14 protein-coding genes and 1 tRNA gene are annotated in these 14733 nt (G+C 70.5%); 6 read left to right on the top strand and 9 right to left on the bottom strand.

The features are described from left to right. Positions 1–153: 153 nt before the first annotated feature. From FCN22_RS11560 to FCN22_RS11550, 3 genes are all read left to right on the top strand, one after another. Complete coding sequence (locus FCN22_RS11560; protein WP_137121697.1) at positions 154–1038, top strand: carbon-nitrogen hydrolase family protein; 885 nt, start codon at positions 154–156, stop codon at positions 1036–1038. Beyond that, positions 1031–2404, top strand: a complete 1374-nt coding sequence (locus FCN22_RS11555; protein WP_137121696.1) for an APC family permease — start codon at positions 1031–1033, stop codon at positions 2402–2404. Before FCN22_RS11560 ends, FCN22_RS11555 begins: the two co-directional genes overlap by 8 nt. A gap of 104 nt (positions 2405–2508) precedes the next feature. After that, positions 2509–2697: a helix-turn-helix domain-containing protein gene (locus FCN22_RS11550; RefSeq protein ID WP_137121695.1), complete on the top strand. Its 189-nt coding sequence runs from the start codon at positions 2509–2511 to the stop codon at positions 2695–2697. An 87-nt stretch (positions 2698–2784) separates the two neighbouring features. Here FCN22_RS11550 and FCN22_RS11545 read toward each other — a convergent pair. The 8 genes from FCN22_RS11545 to FCN22_RS11510 all read right to left on the bottom strand — a co-directional run bounded on the left by FCN22_RS11545 (position 2785) and on the right by FCN22_RS11510 (position 9286). Beyond that, a tRNA-Asn gene (locus tag FCN22_RS11545) sits at positions 2785–2857 on the bottom strand. A gap of 112 nt (positions 2858–2969) precedes the next feature. After that, positions 2970–3506, bottom strand: a complete 537-nt coding sequence (locus tag FCN22_RS11540) for a hypothetical protein (protein WP_137121694.1) — start codon at positions 3504–3506, stop codon at positions 2970–2972. Then, on the bottom strand, positions 3506–5437 hold the full coding sequence (gene dnaG / locus FCN22_RS11535; protein WP_137121693.1) for a DNA primase: 1932 nt from the start codon (positions 5435–5437) through the stop codon (positions 3506–3508). The genes FCN22_RS11540 and dnaG overlap by 1 nt, the downstream gene beginning before the upstream one ends. A 136-nt stretch (positions 5438–5573) precedes the next feature. Then, positions 5574–6596 (bottom strand): NAD(P)H-dependent flavin oxidoreductase, encoded by a 1023-nt coding sequence (locus FCN22_RS11530; RefSeq protein WP_202911539.1) that lies wholly within the window; start codon positions 6594–6596, stop codon positions 5574–5576. A 2-nt stretch (positions 6597–6598) separates the two neighbouring features. Beyond that, positions 6599–7843: a deoxyguanosinetriphosphate triphosphohydrolase gene (locus FCN22_RS11525; RefSeq protein WP_137121692.1), complete on the bottom strand. Its 1245-nt coding sequence runs from the start codon at positions 7841–7843 to the stop codon at positions 6599–6601. A gap of 87 nt (positions 7844–7930) precedes the next feature. Continuing rightward, positions 7931–8446 (bottom strand): hypothetical protein, encoded by a 516-nt coding sequence (locus FCN22_RS11520; protein ID WP_137121691.1) that lies wholly within the window; start codon positions 8444–8446, stop codon positions 7931–7933. Positions 8447–8498: 52 nt separating this feature from the next. Beyond that, positions 8499–8936, bottom strand: coding sequence for an SRPBCC family protein (locus FCN22_RS11515; protein WP_137121690.1), 438 nt, complete (start codon positions 8934–8936; stop codon positions 8499–8501). Continuing rightward, positions 8933–9286, bottom strand: a complete 354-nt coding sequence (locus tag FCN22_RS11510; protein WP_137121689.1) for an ArsR/SmtB family transcription factor — start codon at positions 9284–9286, stop codon at positions 8933–8935. The genes FCN22_RS11515 and FCN22_RS11510 overlap by 4 nt, the downstream gene beginning before the upstream one ends. Positions 9287–9376: 90 nt before the next feature. Between FCN22_RS11510 and FCN22_RS11505 the strand changes: the two genes are divergently transcribed. After that, complete coding sequence (locus FCN22_RS11505) at positions 9377–10153, top strand: alpha/beta fold hydrolase (RefSeq protein ID WP_162308188.1); 777 nt, start codon at positions 9377–9379, stop codon at positions 10151–10153. Here the strand turns inward: FCN22_RS11505 and FCN22_RS11500 are convergent. Further along, positions 10122–12608, bottom strand: coding sequence for an excinuclease ABC subunit UvrA (locus tag FCN22_RS11500; protein WP_137121687.1), 2487 nt, complete (start codon positions 12606–12608; stop codon positions 10122–10124). The two genes, FCN22_RS11505 and FCN22_RS11500, sit on opposite strands and share 32 nt — an antisense overlap. 24 nt (positions 12609–12632) lie before the next feature. Between FCN22_RS11500 and FCN22_RS11495 the strand changes: the two genes are divergently transcribed. Both FCN22_RS11495 and FCN22_RS11490 read left to right on the top strand, forming a co-directional pair. Next, positions 12633–13646, top strand: coding sequence for an aldo/keto reductase family protein (locus FCN22_RS11495; RefSeq protein ID WP_137121686.1), 1014 nt, complete (start codon positions 12633–12635; stop codon positions 13644–13646). A gap of 166 nt (positions 13647–13812) precedes the next feature. Continuing rightward, on the top strand, positions 13813–14688 hold the full coding sequence (locus FCN22_RS11490; RefSeq protein ID WP_238384687.1) for a sulfurtransferase: 876 nt from the start codon (positions 13813–13815) through the stop codon (positions 14686–14688). Positions 14689–14733 lie beyond the last annotated feature (45 nt).

Raw genomic sequence — 14733 nt, 5'->3', positions numbered from 1 at the left:
TGCCGATGCGGCGCCGCCTGCGAACGGGACAACACCTCCAACGCCTCACGCTGACCAGCCGACATCTGCAACGGGGACGCGGGTGAGCTCATAAACGCCAGTCTACCAACGCACCACCCAGTTATTTGCGAGACGCACCACTAGCATGTCGTCATGAGGCTGCTTCCGGTGGTGCTGGCCCAGTCCCCGGCGCGGGATCCGAAGACCGCGACCGGTGAGCTGCGAAGCGAAGTCGCGACTCTCCACGCCGAGTTCCCGCAGGCCAAGGCCTTCATCTATCCCGAGTACCACACCTGCAGGGTCTCCAGTCTGCCGAACGAGCGGCGGGCCGCCTACGAGCAGGTCGCCGAGCCTCTGGACGGCCCGCGCGTCACCGCGTTGTGCGCCGCCGCGGCCGAGTCCGGCATCTGGCTCGTGGCCGGCACCGTCATCGAGAAGGGGCCGCGCGGAGAGCTGTTCAACACCGCGGTCGTGTGCTCGCCCGCCGGTGAGCTGGCCAGCTACTACCGCAAGGCGTTCCCGTGGCGACCCTTCGAGCCCTTCACGCCCGGCACCGGATTCACCGTCTTCGACATCCCGGACATCGGCCGGGCCGGTCTGGCGATCTGCTACGACCTCTGGTTCCCCGAAGTCGCCCGACAGCTGGCGTGGATGGGCGCCGAAGTCATCGTCTACCCCACCCAGACCTCCACCAGCGACCGCGACCAGGAACTGGTCCTGGCCCAGGCCGCCGCGATCGCCAACCAGGTCTTCGTCGTCTCCGTCAACGCGGCCATGCCGGACGGCGTCGGGCGCAGCATCATCGCCGACCCGGAAGGCATCGTCCGGGTCGCCGCGCCCAGCGAGGCCCCGGCCGTCGTGACCGACGTCCTCGACCTGGACGCCGTCACCCGCGTCCGCACCCTGGGGACCAGGGGCCTGAACCGGATGTGGAGCCAGCTGCGCGCAGGCGACCCGCCCCTGCGGCTGCCGGTCTACGGCGGCGCGATCGACCCAGCCACATGGCATCCACAGCGAAGAGGCGAGAGCGATGAGTGACGCCACCGCGACACCGACCCGGCCGGACCTGGAGCGAAGCCTCACCTTGTGGCCGATCGTGCTGTTCGGCATCGCCTACATCACCCCCTTCATCGTGCTCACCACCTTCGGGGTGTTCTCCGCCGTCAGCCACGGCACCCTGGCGGCCTCGTATGCGATCACCACCGTGGCAGTGCTGTTCACCGCAGCCAGTTACGGCAAGATGGCCCGGTTGCACCCCAGTGCCGGTTCTGCCTACACCTACACCCGGCGGGTCATCGACGACCGACTCGGCTTCATGGTCGGCTGGGCCACCCTGCTCGACTACTTCTTCCTGCCCATGGTCGTCTGGCTGATCGGCACCGCCTACCTGACCGCCCAGTTCCCCGCCGTGCCCGGCGTCGTGTTCCTGATCGGGTTCATCGTGCTGACCACCGCCCTGAACATCGTGGGCATCAAGCTGGCCACCCGCGCCAACCTGATCCTGATCGCCTTCGAGGTGCTGATCCTCGCGTTCTTCGTCGCGTTCTCCCTGCGGCACGTGATCGACATGAACGGACCCGGCGCGATCCTGTCCGCCAGCCCGTTCTGGAACGCGGGCTCCACGATCGGCGCCGTCTCCGCCGGAGCCGCCCTGACGGCGTACAGCTTCATCGGCTTCGACGCGGTCAGCACCTTCGCCGAGGAAGCCGTCGACCCCCGCAAGACCATCCCCCGCGCCATCATCCTCACCGCCCTGGTCGCCGGAGTCATCTTCGTCTTCGTCGCGTATGTCGTGCAGCTGGTCCACCCCTCCGGCCACTTCGCCGACCCCGACAGCGCACCGCTGGACATAGCCAAAACCATCGCCGGCAACCTGTTCGGCTCCATCTTCCTGGCCACCGTGATCCTGGCCCAGTTCGCCGCCGGCATACCGATCCAGGCCGCCGGCACCCGGCTCATGTACGCGATGGGACGCGACGGTGTCCTACCCCATCGGTTCTTCGCCTACGTCTCCCCACGCTTCCGCACCCCCGTGCTCAACCTGCTGCTCACCGGCGCCGTCGGGTTCATCGCCATCGCCTTGAGCGTGTCGACCTCCACCTCGTTCATCAACTTCGGCGCCTTCTGCGCGTTCGCGTTCGTCAACATCTCCGTCGTCGTCGCCTACGCCAAGGCCCTGCGCGCCGGCGACCGGCCCAACCCCATCACCTGGGCGCTGTTCCCGCTCATCGGGCTCGCGTTCATCCTCTGGCTGTTCACCCACCTGGACAAGGCCGCCCTCATCCTCGGCGGCGTCTGGGCCGTCATCGGCTTCTGCTGGCTGGTCGCCCTCACCCGTGGGTTCAAGCTCGCCACACCCGAGATGGACCTGAGCGAGGACGCGGAACCCGAACCCGCCTCCTGAGGGTTCGCGTCGCCATGGACGACGGCGCGACCGGATGGTGCCCCCTGACGCCGGTATACCCCAACAGACGCCACCGTGGCGCCGACGAGACCAGGAGGTACCCCATGGACCAGCTGTTGTCAGTCGACCAGGCCGCCGAGCTGCTCGGCACGACCGTGCGCTTCCCGCGACGCCTGGTCGCGGAGCGTCGCATCACCTTCGTGCACGTCGGACGGCACGTGCGCATCCCCCGCTCGGCCCTCGAGGAGTTCATCCACGAGGGCACCGTCGAGGCCTCCCGCAACGCCTCCTGAGGTGACTCCGGCCACAGAATAAAATGGGGATAAAGTGGGGATGGCTCCGGGCACAGAGAAGCCGCAGGCCTGTGACCTGCGGCTTTGCTCCCCCGGCTGGACTCGAACCAGCAACCCTTCGGTTAACAGCCGAATGCTCTGCCAATTGAGCTACAGGGGAATGGGATGGTGCTCGGCGCTGCGGCGGTAACTGTAGCAAAGAAGGCACCTCGCAACTAAACCGGTCGGGCCTCTCGGTTCCTGCGCAGGACCGGACCTCGTGGCCCCGGCGCTCACTCCTCGCGCGGCAACCCGACCTGTTCGCGCAGGTCGTCCAGGACGGACCGGACCTGTGCCATCACCCGGGGGTCGTCGGCCCGGATGCCAGGACCCAGGACGGTCTGGCTGAGCAGCTCACGGGTGGCCAGGTCCTGCCGGATCACGGCTCTCCCCCGCCGCCGCGGACCCAGGTCGAGCACCGACGACAGCACGACGCTCGCCTGCACGCGTTCGCGCAGGGTCTCCGGCAAGAGGGTCTGCTGCTCGCCGAAGCTCCACTGCGTCGGTCGGCGGCCATCGACCCACGTCACGGTGAGCGCCGACGTCTCGTCCTGCCACACACCGGTATCGACCTCGTGCCACGGCCGGCGCCACCGCAGCTCCCCTTCCGGCGAGACCACGGCGATCGCCCAGTTGGTCGCCACGACATGGTCACCGGTGGTGGCGTCGGTCGCGAACTGCAGCACCCGCTCCCCCTTGCCGAGCCCGAGCGCCTCGACCGCAGGCGTGGCCAACCGGGGTTTGGCCGCGCGCCGGCGGATCAACCCCATCAGCCGAGCCTCGAGCGGAGCGCCGCAAGGCTGCGCTGCAGCGTCTGCAACTGCTCGCTCAGGTGGCGAGCCTGCGAGGGATCGGCGCCTCCGGAGTCCATCCGACGAAGGGTCGACAGCGCCTCGCCGATCTGCCGGTTGAGCCCGACCTCCTGCACCTTCACGAGCAGCTCCTCCAGGTAACGACGGTCGGGCAACCCGGTCGACGCGTCGAACCGCGCGGGCAACGGCGCCACCGCCAGCTCACTGACGAGCGGACGCACCGCTGCCGGCGCCTGGTCGGCCACGGCTCCCGCCCAAGCGGCTGCGGTGGTGGCCGCGCTCGGGCCGCCCAGAGCACGTATGGCGTCGTGGATCGCCCGGTGCGCGGGTGCGCCGAACGCGTCGGCCTCCAAGGCGTCGAACTCCTTCGCGTCGACGGCTCCGGGAAACTGCAGCACGGTCTGCAGGAGCTGGCGCTCCGCGGAGACGACCGGGTCGCGCGGGTCCGGCAACGGCATACCGGCGTCGGCCCCGGCAACCGGCTGCTCGCCCGGTGCGCCGGAGTCGCGGACCTCGCTCTGGCGCGGTCGCCCGCGGTGCTGCCCGGCCGCCCGGCCGGCGCGCGCCACCTCTGCCGAGACCTGCTCCACCTCGACGCCGAGCCAACCCGCGACGGTGCGGGTGTATTCGGGGCGCAGCGACCGGTCCCGGATGCTCGCGACGATCGGCGCGGCCGCCCGCAGCGCCTGCACCCTCCCCTCGACCGAGTGGAGGTCGAACCGGCCGACGGTCGTGCGAACCGCGAACTCGAACATCGGCACAGCGTCCTCGATGAGGGCCCGCACCGCCGGCTCACCGCCGGACTGCCGCAGCTCGCACGGGTCCTGCCCGGACGCCGCCACCGCCACATAGGACTGCGAGGCCCAGCGCTGGTCCTCCCCGAAGGCCCGCATCGCCGCCTTCTGCCCGGCCGCGTCGCCGTCGAAGGTGAAGACGACGCGGGCAGGCGCCTGGTCGGCCTCGTCACGCATGATCCGCCGCAGCGTCTTGATGTGCTCCACGCCGAACGCCGTGCCGCAGGTCGCGACGGCTGTCTCGATGCCGGACAGGTGGCACGCCATCACGTCGGTATAGCCCTCGACGACCACCGCCTGCCGGTCGCGTGAGATCGCCTTCTTGGACAGGTCGAGCCCGTAGAGGACCTGTGACTTCTTGTAGATCGGGGTCTCGGAGGTGTTGAGGTACTTGGCTTCGATCCGGTCGTCGTCGAAGATCCGGCGCGCGCCGAAACCCACCACGTCGCCGGTGATGTCGCGGATCGGCCACACCAGCCGCCCGCGGAACCGGTCATACAGTCCGCGACTGCCGCGCCCGGCCAGGCCGCCCGTGGTGATCTCGTCGTCGGTGAATCCCTTGTCGCGCAGGTGCCGCGAGAGCTCCTCCCCGGCCCGCGGCGCGAAACCGATGCCGAACTGTTCGGCCGCGCGCCGGTCGAACCCCCGCTCGCGCAGGAAGTCGCGGCCCGCCCGCGCGTCGGGCAGGTTGACCAGCGCCGTGGCATAGAACTCAGCCGCCACGCGGTGTGCCTCGATCAGCCGGGCGCGTCGGCCGATTCCCTCCCCCCGTGGACGTCCCCCGGTGCTCTCGTCGTAGGTCAGCTCCATGCCGAGCTTGGCGGCGAGGCGCTCGACCGCCTCGGTGAAGGAGAGGTGCTCGACCTTCTGCACGAACGAGATGACGTCGCCGCCCTCACCGCAGCCGAAGCAGTGCCACGCCCCCACCGCCGGCCGGATGTTGAAGGACGGGGTCTTCTCGTCGTGGAACGGGCAGAGGCCCTTGAGCGACCCGGGACCGGCGCTGCGCAGCGTGACGTGCTCGCGCACCACGTCCTCGAGCGACGAACGCTCCTTGACGAGCGCGACGTCCTCGGTCTTGATCAGACCGGCCACGGACCCTCCTTCGTATGCCGTGAGTCTAGGAGGTGCGCCGCGTCACCCGCCCGCCGCTGTGGACACGTGAGGCGCACCAGGACGGCGTGTGCGGCAGAAGGGGTCAGGTGCGACGCCTTCTGCCGCACGAATGCGGTCAGTCGGCGAGGTCGCGCACCACCTCGGCGGCCGGCTCGTCGCGGGCGCTGAGGTGACCGATCCCGGCATACAGCGGCTGTCCCTCGATGTCGCCGGCCTCCGTCGCGGCCGCGCGCAGCGGCGCCACGACCTGCTGCACCATGGGGAAGGCGGCGGGCGCGCGGTCGCCGTAGCGCTCGATGAAGGCGTTGCGCAGCATCCGGGCGGGCCGGCCGGTGAAGGCACGGGTCACGACGGTCTCCTGCCGCGACGGGTCGGCGAGCGCTGCCTTGTATGCCGGTGTGGCACCCGACTCGGGCGTGCGCAGCAACGCGCTGCCCACCTGCACGACGACCGCGCCGGCGCCCAATGCGTCGCGGACGTCCTGGGCGGTGCTGATGCCCCCCGCGCCGACCAGCGGGAGGGAGGTCGCCGACCGGACCTGCTGCAGGAGCGGCACGAGCGCGAGGTCGTTGGGCTCGGCGTCCAGCGTGTGCGTGCTGCGATGGCCTCCCGCGGTCGCCGCCTGTACGCAGAGGAAGTCGGCACCCGCGGCGGTCGCGGCAGCCGCCTCGTCGGCGTCGGTGACGGTCACACCGACGACGCTGCCTGCCGCACGGAGCCGGTCCATCACCCCCGCGGGTGGCAACCCGAAGGTTAAGGTCACCGAGGCGACCGGCTCGGCCACCAGCAGCTCGACCTTGTCGTCGAAGTGGGTCGTGTCGTGCCACTGCGCCTCGGGCAGCGACAGGCCCCGTCCTTCGGCCGCCGACTGCAGCAGTTCCCGGTAGGCGGCGAGCGCGGCGCCGACGGACTCCTGTCTCGCGTCGGAGGGCACGAACAGGTTGACGCCGAACGGGCGGCCGGTCAGCTCACGGGTCTGCCGGATCTGGTCCCGCAGCTTGGTCGCGGGACCATAGCCGGCCCCGAGGAAGCCCATGCCGCCCGCCCCGCCGACGGCGGCGACCAGCTCCGGGGAGGCGGGGCCACCCGCCATCGGCGCGGAGGCGATGGGCAGGTCGAGCGTGGAGAACAGGTCCATGGTCAGCAGCTTTCTCGGTGGAGGGCGATCGCCCTGGGGTCGGACAAGGAGGCCACCTGGTCGACGACGACCCGCAGCCGCGCGGCATCGTCACCGGCGGTGTCGAAGTCGTGACGGTGGAGCGGATCGAGGCGGTCCGGCGAGGCCGCGAAGTGATCGACGAGGTCGTGCACCATCTCCCGCTGGTGGCTCATCAGGGACTGTCGCTCGTCGGCGAGCATGACGAAGTGCGCGGCCACGCCCTTGAGCATGGCGCACTCGGCGCGCGCCTCGTCAGGGATGACCAGGTCGGCGGCATACCGGGTCAGCGGTCCGTCGCCATGCTTGTGCCGCGTGGCGACCTCGACCGACTGCACGAACCTGCCGATGAGGCGACTGGTCATGTCCTTGAGCGCGGCGAGGGCGCGGCGGGACCCGTCATACGAGTCGGGGATGCAGCCGGTGCCCAGCAGCCGGCGCATGGCTTCGAGCAGGACCTCCTCCTCGAGGTCGGGGGCGTAGAGGTCACGGGCCACCCGCGCGACCTCGAGCGTGTCCGAGTGGGATCGCAGCGCTCCCAGGTCGATCCGCCCGGAGGCCACCGCGTCCTCGACGTCGTGGACGGAGTAGGCCACGTCGTCGGACCAGTCCATCACCTGCGCCTCGATGCAGCGACGGGTCGGGTCGTCGGCCGGAGCCTGGTTGCGCAGCCAGCTGAAGACGTCCAGGTCGTCGGCGTACACCCCGAACTTCGGCGAGGCGCTGGGCGACTCACCCCGGCGCCAGGGATACTTCGTGGCCGCATCGAGGCTGGCGCGGGTGAGGTTGAGTCCGGCCGACCGACCGTCGGCGTGGGTGCGCTTGGCCTCGAGCCGGGTCAGCAGGCGCAGGGTCTGGGCGTTGCCCTCGAATCCCCCGATGTCGCGGGAGATGTCGGCCAGCGCCGTCTCACCGTTGTGGCCGAACGGCGGGTGCCCGAGGTCGTGGGCGAGGCAGGCGGTGTCGACCACGTCAGCGTTGCAACCGAGCGCGGCGCCGAACTCCCTTCCGATCTGGGCAACCTCGAGGGAATGGGTCAACCGGTTGCGCACGAAGTCGTCGCTGCTGGGCTGCACCACCTGGGTCTTGGCCGACAGCCGACGCAACGAGGCGGAGTGCACCACCCTCGCGCGGTCCCGGGCGAAGTCGTCCCGGTCGGCCCGTTTCTGGGCAGGATCTTCCCGCACCCACCGCTCACGGGCGCGATCGTCATACCTGCTCGGGCTCACGAGCCGACTGTATGACGTGCCGCTCACCCGCCGCGCACCTGTCCGTGGCCGCCCCGACGGTCTCGGGAGAGCCACGCCTCTCGCTGGTCAGGCCCGGACGGTTCCCGCGCGGTGCCGGCGGTGGGCTCGGTGACTCGACGCGGCGGAGAGGAGCGCACGCCCGAGGGGTCTCGGCGCCACCTCTCGGTAGCCGCCGAGGGCCAACCCGGCGCGGGTCTCGAAGACATTGCGCGCGGCACGGTCACCGGTGCGCAGCACCGACCAGGCCATGGCCAGCCCGTAGGCCGGCAGCAACGGCAAGCCGGCGAGCGCCACCCACTGCCAGGTGTGGCGCTCCTCGTGCACCATCAAGGTGGGTCGGTGCCTGGCGAGCGCCGTCCAGTCCCCAGGCGTGATGAGGACGTTGCCCACGGTGAAGGCGGAGGCGGTCGGGAAGCCGAACCGGTAGTGGTCGGCGAGGACGAGGCCACGCGGCCCTCGCCTGACGTGACAGCGGCCGAGCACCGCGACGCCCAGGCCGAGCGGCGTGGAGAGGTTGACCAGGTTGGCCACCTGGCGGAAGCGCAGGGCGTGGGTGAGGTGCGAAGGGGATCCGTCGGCCACAGACCGACTCTAGGGCTCCGAGCTCTTTCGGGCCCGGAGCGGGGGGCACCGTTCAGGCAGCGAGGGCACCAGGGAGTCGGTCGAGGCAGCCGACCCAGCCGGCGCTGTGGTTGCGGACGTCATCCTCGCCGCTCAGGCCGGTGTGGGTGAGTCGCAGCAGCGTGCCGTCGGGCTCCTCGGTCAGCTCCACGCGGACCAGGCTCGACGGCTGGTCGAACTCTGCCCATTTCCAAGTGAACTCAATGAGGGTGGGTGCCCGCAGCGTGCGGTATGTGCCCACCACGTCATGCGGGCCCATCGAGATGGTGTAATCGCCGCCCTCAGTGATGTCCCCGCTGACCCGCAGGTCGAGGTCCGGATCGGGGCAGTACCACTGCGCCATCAGTTCCGGATCTATCCACGCCGCGTAGACCCGTGCGATAGGAGCGTCGATGTGACGTTCGAGGATGATCGCGCTCTCGTCGGCGCTCAGGTTCTCTGATCGGGTCATCCGTCCTGCTCCTTTGTGTCTGCATGGCCCCGGTCTGCTGGCGAATCGGCCCCGAGCAGGCGCTCGAGGCGGTCGAGAGTGGCCGACCAGAACAGCCTGCGGTCGGCGAGCCAGGACTCCGCCTCACGCAGTGGTGCCGCCTCCAGCGTGCACACGATCGTGCGGCCCCTCCGGTCACGTCGCACCACTCCTGCCGCCTCGAGCACGCGCAAGTGCTTGGTGATCGCGGGCAGCGACATCGGGTGCGGAGCAGCCAGGCTCCCGACCGTGGCGGGTCCGGAGCCGAGCTGCTCCACGATCGCACGCCGGGTGGGGTCTGCCAAGGCGTGGAATGTGCGCTCCAGCGTCATCGTCACAACCATAGTTAACCATTCGGTTAACACTTTCTCAACCACCTGTTGGATTCGGGGCAACGCCGGTTCCCCGGCAGGATGGGGTGCATGAGCGAGCGCGAGACCTCGGGCGGCCTGTCCTACAGCCGGGTGGGAACAGGGCCGGCCGTCGTGCTGGTCCACGGGTGGTGCTGCGACCGCACGTTCCTGGCCCCTCAGCAGGCACACCTCGCGCCGACCCACACCGTCGTGTCGCTCGACCTACGAGGGCACGGCACCAGCCGGTGGGTCGACGAGCTGGCTTGCGAGATCACGGACTTCGCCGACGACGTCGCCGAGGTTGCCGCAGACGCCGGGCTGTCGGCACCGGTCGTCGTGGGCCACAGCATGGGTGGCCTCGTGGCGCTCGAGTGCGCGGCGAGGGGTCTCGCCTCCGCGGCGGTCCTGGTCGACCCGGCGCCGATGCTCGATGAGTCCGGGCGGGCCTACTTCGCGCGCTCGTGGCCGGAGGTGGCCGACGATGCCGACGGGTCGTGGCGCCGCCGGTTTGCCGAGCGCACGATGCTCGCGACCGACCGCGTGCGCCGCGTAGAAACCCTCGACGGGATGGCGCGTGTCCACCCCTCGGTCGCCGCAACGTCGATGCGTGGCATGGCGGACTACGACGCGGGGGCCGCGTTGGAGGCGGTCACGGTGCCGCTCCTGGTCGTCTCTGCCGCCCACCCGGAGGACATGAGAGCGGTGCGCGGGCGCTGCCGGCACCTCATGACCGGGCAGGCCGTGGGAGCGGGCCACTTCCTGCAGCTCGAGGTGCCCGAGCAGGTCAACCCGATGATCGACCGCTTCCTCGCGCTCAGCCTTCCTCCGGGTGGCGCACCGAGCTGAGTGCCGCCGAGAGGTATGCCGCGGTGGCGCCACCGGAGGCGGCCACCTTGGCCGGCGTGCCCGCCGCGACCACCCGCCCACCGTCGTCGCCTGCGCCCGGCCCGAGGTCGATGACCCAGTCCGCGTCCGCGACCACGCCCATGTCGTGCTCCACGATGACGACGGAGCCCCCGGCTGCCACCAGCCCTTGCAGCTGGGCCATCAGCACCTCGACGTCCGCGGGGTGCAGGCCGGTCGTCGGTTCGTCCAGCAGGTAGAGGGTGTGGCCCCGACGGGCCCGCTGGAGCTCGGTTGCGAGCTTGATCCGCTGGGCCTCCCCACCGGACAGCTCGGTCGCCGGCTGGCCGAGCCGGAGGTAGCCGAGCCCGATCGCCTGCAGGGTCATCAGGCTCCGGCGGACCGCCGGCACGTCCTCGAAGGCCGCGACCGCGTCGTCGACGCTGAGGGCAAGGACGTCGGCGATGGTCCTGCCCTGCCACCGGATCTCGAGTGTCTCGGGGTTGTACCGCGCCCCGTGGCAGCTCGGGCACGGTGAGTAGGAGCCCGGCAGGAAGAGCAGCTCGACGGCCACGAACCCCTCACCCTGACACGTCGGACAACGACCCGCGGCGACGTTGAACGAGAACCGGCCCACGTCGTACCCGCTGGCCCTGGCCTCGTCGGTCGCGGCGAAGACCTTGCGGACGCCGTCGAACAACCCGGTGTAGGTCGCCAGGTTGGACCGGGGCGTGCGACCGATGGGTTTCTGGTCGACGCGGACCAGCCGCCGCACGGCCTCCAGACCAGTGGCCTCGGTCACCGAGGGATCCCCCGGCCCGGCCACAACGCCCACGTCGACGCCTTCTTCCTCCGGCTCGGCGGGGACGCCCGTCCCGAGGTGGCTCGCGACCACCTCGGCCAGCACCTGGGCGACCAGCGTCGACTTGCCCGAGCCAGACACCCCGGTCACCACGGTCAGCACCCCGAGCGGCAGGTCGAGGTCGACGCCGTGCAGGTTGTGCCGGGTCACTCCCCGCAGCCGCAACCAGCCCTGCGGTTCGCGCACAGCCGGCCGACCCGCGCGCAGCCCACCGTCGAAGAGGAACCTTCGCGTCGCCGAGGTGGCGACGTCCGCGAGCCCGGCGACCGGCCCGGCATACAGCACCTCTCCCCCCTGCTCGCCGGCGGCCGGCCCCACGTCGACGACCCAGTCCGCCTGTCTCACCACGTCCATGTCGTGTTCGACGACGAAGAGCGAGTTGCCTGCAGCGACAAGGCGGTCGAGCACCTTCATCAGGGGCTCGGCGTCGGCCGGGTGCAGGCCGGCGGACGGCTCGTCCAGGACGTAGACCACCCCGAACAGGCCCGACCGCAGCTGGGTGGCGAGGCGCAGTCGCTGCAGCTCTCCCGAGGACAGCGTCGGGGTGGACCGGTCCATCGCCAGGTAACCGAGGCCGAGCTCGACGAGCACCTCGAGCCGCGGCACGAGGTCACCGGTCAGCGTCGCTGCCACACTCTCCTCCGCCGCCTGCTCGCCCTCGGCGCGCATCAGCTCCAGCAGGGTCCTCATGGGCAGGGCTGCGAGCGCGTCGATGGGCAGCCCGGCAAAGGTCACTGCGAGCGCGTCCTGGCGTAGCCGCCGCCCTTGGCAGACAGGGCAGTCCACGGTTTTGACGAACTGCAGCGCCCGTCGGCGCGCCGTGGCGCTCTTGGAGTCCGACAGCGTGTGCATCACGTGCCGCTCGGCACTTTGGTAGCGCCCCTCGTAGGGGCGCTGGATCCGCCCGGCCTCCCGGACGGGGTGGACCGTGACGACCGGCTCCTCGTCGGTGAACAGGATCCAGTCACGCTCAGCCTGGGGCAGGTCGCGCCACGGACGGTCCACGTCGTAACCGAGAGTGTCGAGGATGTCCCGGAAGTTCTTGCCCAGCCACGCGCCGGGCCACGAAGCGATCGCCTTCTCCCGGATGGACAGCGAGGGATCCGGCACCAGCGTCGCCTCGGTGGCGCGGTGCACCCGCCCGAGCCCGTGGCACTCGGGGCAGGCACCGGCGACGGTGTTGGGCGAGAAGCCGTCGGAGTCGATCCGCGGCGCTCCGGGCGGGTAGCTCCCGGCGCGCGAGAGCAGCATCCGCAACGTGTTGGACAGGGTCGTGACCGTGCCGACGCTCGACCGGGTCGTCGGTGCGCCACGCTGCTGCTGCAGGGCCACGGCAGGCGGCAAGCCGGTGATCTCGTCGACCTTGGGGGCGCCGACCTGGTTGATCAGCCGGCGGGCGTAGGGCGCCACGGACTCGAAGTAGCGCCGCTGCGCCTCCGCGTAGATCGTCCCGAACGCCAGCGACGACTTGCCCGAGCCGGACACCCCGGTGAACACCGCGAGGCAGTCGCGCGGCACCGCCACGTCGACCCCCCGGAGGTTGTGCACGTGCGCGCCACGCACCCGGACATAGGGGTCCTCCGCCTCATGCTGCACGACCCCGAGCGTAGGGTCACCGGCATGGAATACAGGAATCTGGGTCGGAGCGGCCTGCGCGTCTCGGAGATCGCCTACGGCAACTGGTTGACGCACGGGTCGCAGGTCGAGAAGGACCAGGCGCTCGCCTGTGTGCGGCAGGCGCTCGAGGTCGGGATCTCGACCTTCGACACGGCCGACGTCTACGCGGGCACCAAGGCGGAGTCCGTCCTCGGCGAGGCGCTCAAGGACGAGCGCCGCGAGTCGCTCGAGATCTTCACCAAGGTCTACTTCCCGACCGGTCCCGGCAAGAACGACCACGGCCTGTCGCGCAAGCACATCCTGGAGTCGATCGACGGCTCGCTGCAGCGGCTGGGCACCGACTACGTCGACCTCTACCAGGCCCACCGCTTCGACCACAGCACGCCGCTGGAGGAGACCATGGAGGCCTTCGCGGACGTGGTCCGCCAGGGCAAGGCGCTCTACATCGGTGTCTCGGAGTGGACGGCCGACCAGCTCCGCCGGGGCCACGAGCTCGCCCGGGAGCTGCACATTCCCTTTGTCTCCAACCAGCCGCAGTACAACATGCTCTGGCGGGTGATCGAGACTGAGGTGGTGCCGACCAGCGAGAAGCTCGGCATCGGCCAGATCGTCTGGTCGCCCATCGCCCAAGGGGTGCTCACCGGCAAGTACCAGCCCGGCCAGGCGCCGCCCGAGGGTTCACGCGCCACCGACGACAAGGGCGGTGCGAGCATGATCGAGCAGCTGATGGACGACAAGATCCTGGCGCGGGTGCAGAAGCTGGTGCCGCTGGCCGAGGAGGCCGGACTAACCATGCCGCAGCTCGCGGTCGCCTGGGTGCTGCAGAATCCCAACGTGTCGGCGGCCATCGTCGGGGCCTCCCGCCCCGAGCAGGTCACCGACAACGTCAAGGCAGCCGGGGTGAAGCTCGACGCCGGGCTGATGAAGAAGATCGACAAGGCGCTCAAGCCGGTCGTCCAGACCGATCCTTCGCTGACGCGGTCACCGCAGCGGTCAGAGCTGGAGAATCGCGACTGAAGCAGCTCGGCGTGGCCAGGCGCGGCATCATCGGGTCGGAGCGGTAACCGGGCGAGGAAGCAATCGCGCCGGGACGCCACCTCGGGCAGTCAGCACCCCAACCCCCTGGGCCGTCGGTTAGCGTGGATGTGCCAAGGCAGGTCCGCTCCGCATGATGGAGGTCCTCGTGTCCGCTCCCGTCCGGCCGCTGATCACGGTCGACGAACTGCACCACCTGATGTCGAGCCCCCGCACGACCCCCACGCTGCTGGACGTGCGGTGGGAGCTGGGTCGCCCCAACGGCCAGTCGGAGTACGAGCAGGAGCACCTGCCCGGAGCGGTCTACATCGATCTGGACAACCAGCTCTCCTCACCCCCCGGCCCGGACGGCAAGGGCGGCCGTCACCCGATGCCCGACAAGAAGCTGTTCGCCTCGGTGATGCAGCACGCCGGCGTGCGCGACGACCGCCCGGTGGTCTGCTACGACGCCCACGACTCGCTGCCGGCAAGCCGCGCCTGGTGGATGCTGCGCTACTACGGCAAGCACGACGTCCAGGTCCTCGACGGGGGTCTCGCCGCCTGGCTCGCCGCCGGTTACCCCACCGAGAGCGGCAGCTTCACGCCGAAGTCGGGCCACTTCACCCCGCACAAGCACGGCCGGCACAAGATCAAGGCCGGGGACGTGCAGCAGTATGCCGACCGCGGCCGACTGCTCGACGCTCGCCCTTCGGACCGGTTCCGCGGGGAGAACGAGACCATCGACAAGGTCGCCGGCCACATCCCTGGGGCGCGGAACGTCCCGGCGGTGGAGAACCTCGAGGACGACGGACGTTTCCTCCCCCCGCGGCAGCTGCGCGAGAGGCTCACCAAGCGGCTCGGGTCCAAGAACGCCAAGACCAACGGTGACGAGCTCGCCATCTACTGCGGGTCGGGCGTGCAGGCCGCCCATCTCGCCCTCGCCCTCGAAGTGGCCGGCATCGCCAAGGACCCGGCGGTCTACGTCGGCTCCTGGAGCGACTGGATCACCAAGCGCGACCGGCCGATCGAGACCTGGGACGACTGACCTCCCACCCCGCTTGTTGCTGGGAGGGGGCGTCACCGGCGACGC

Source organism: Segeticoccus rhizosphaerae, from assembly GCF_005222685.1.
In the GTDB taxonomy this organism is placed as follows: domain Bacteria; phylum Actinomycetota; class Actinomycetes; order Actinomycetales; family Dermatophilaceae; genus Segeticoccus; species Segeticoccus rhizosphaerae.
The sequence above is the reverse complement of the archived record's forward strand: the minus strand, read 5'-3'. Positions and strand labels throughout refer to the sequence as shown.

Excerpts from the sequence above, each read along its gene's own strand:
- FCN22_RS11515 (WP_137121690.1), bottom strand. The coding sequence starts at position 8,936 with ATGACCCGATCAGAGAACCTGAGCGCCGACGAGAGCGCGATCATCCTC.
- FCN22_RS11495 (WP_137121686.1), top strand. The coding sequence starts at position 12,633 with ATGGAATACAGGAATCTGGGTCGGAGCGGCCTGCGCGTCTCGGAGATC.
- FCN22_RS11505 (WP_162308188.1), top strand. The coding sequence starts at position 9,377 with ATGAGCGAGCGCGAGACCTCGGGCGGCCTGTCCTACAGCCGGGTGGGA.
- FCN22_RS11550 (WP_137121695.1), top strand. The coding sequence starts at position 2,509 with ATGGACCAGCTGTTGTCAGTCGACCAGGCCGCCGAGCTGCTCGGCACG.
- FCN22_RS11530 (WP_202911539.1), bottom strand. The coding sequence starts at position 6,596 with ATGGACCTGTTCTCCACGCTCGACCTGCCCATCGCCTCCGCGCCGATG.
- FCN22_RS11555 (WP_137121696.1), top strand. The coding sequence starts at position 1,031 with ATGAGTGACGCCACCGCGACACCGACCCGGCCGGACCTGGAGCGAAGC.
- FCN22_RS11510 (WP_137121689.1), bottom strand. The coding sequence starts at position 9,286 with ATGACGCTGGAGCGCACATTCCACGCCTTGGCAGACCCCACCCGGCGT.
- FCN22_RS11560 (WP_137121697.1), top strand. The coding sequence starts at position 154 with ATGAGGCTGCTTCCGGTGGTGCTGGCCCAGTCCCCGGCGCGGGATCCG.
- FCN22_RS11540 (WP_137121694.1), bottom strand. The coding sequence starts at position 3,506 with ATGGGGTTGATCCGCCGGCGCGCGGCCAAACCCCGGTTGGCCACGCCT.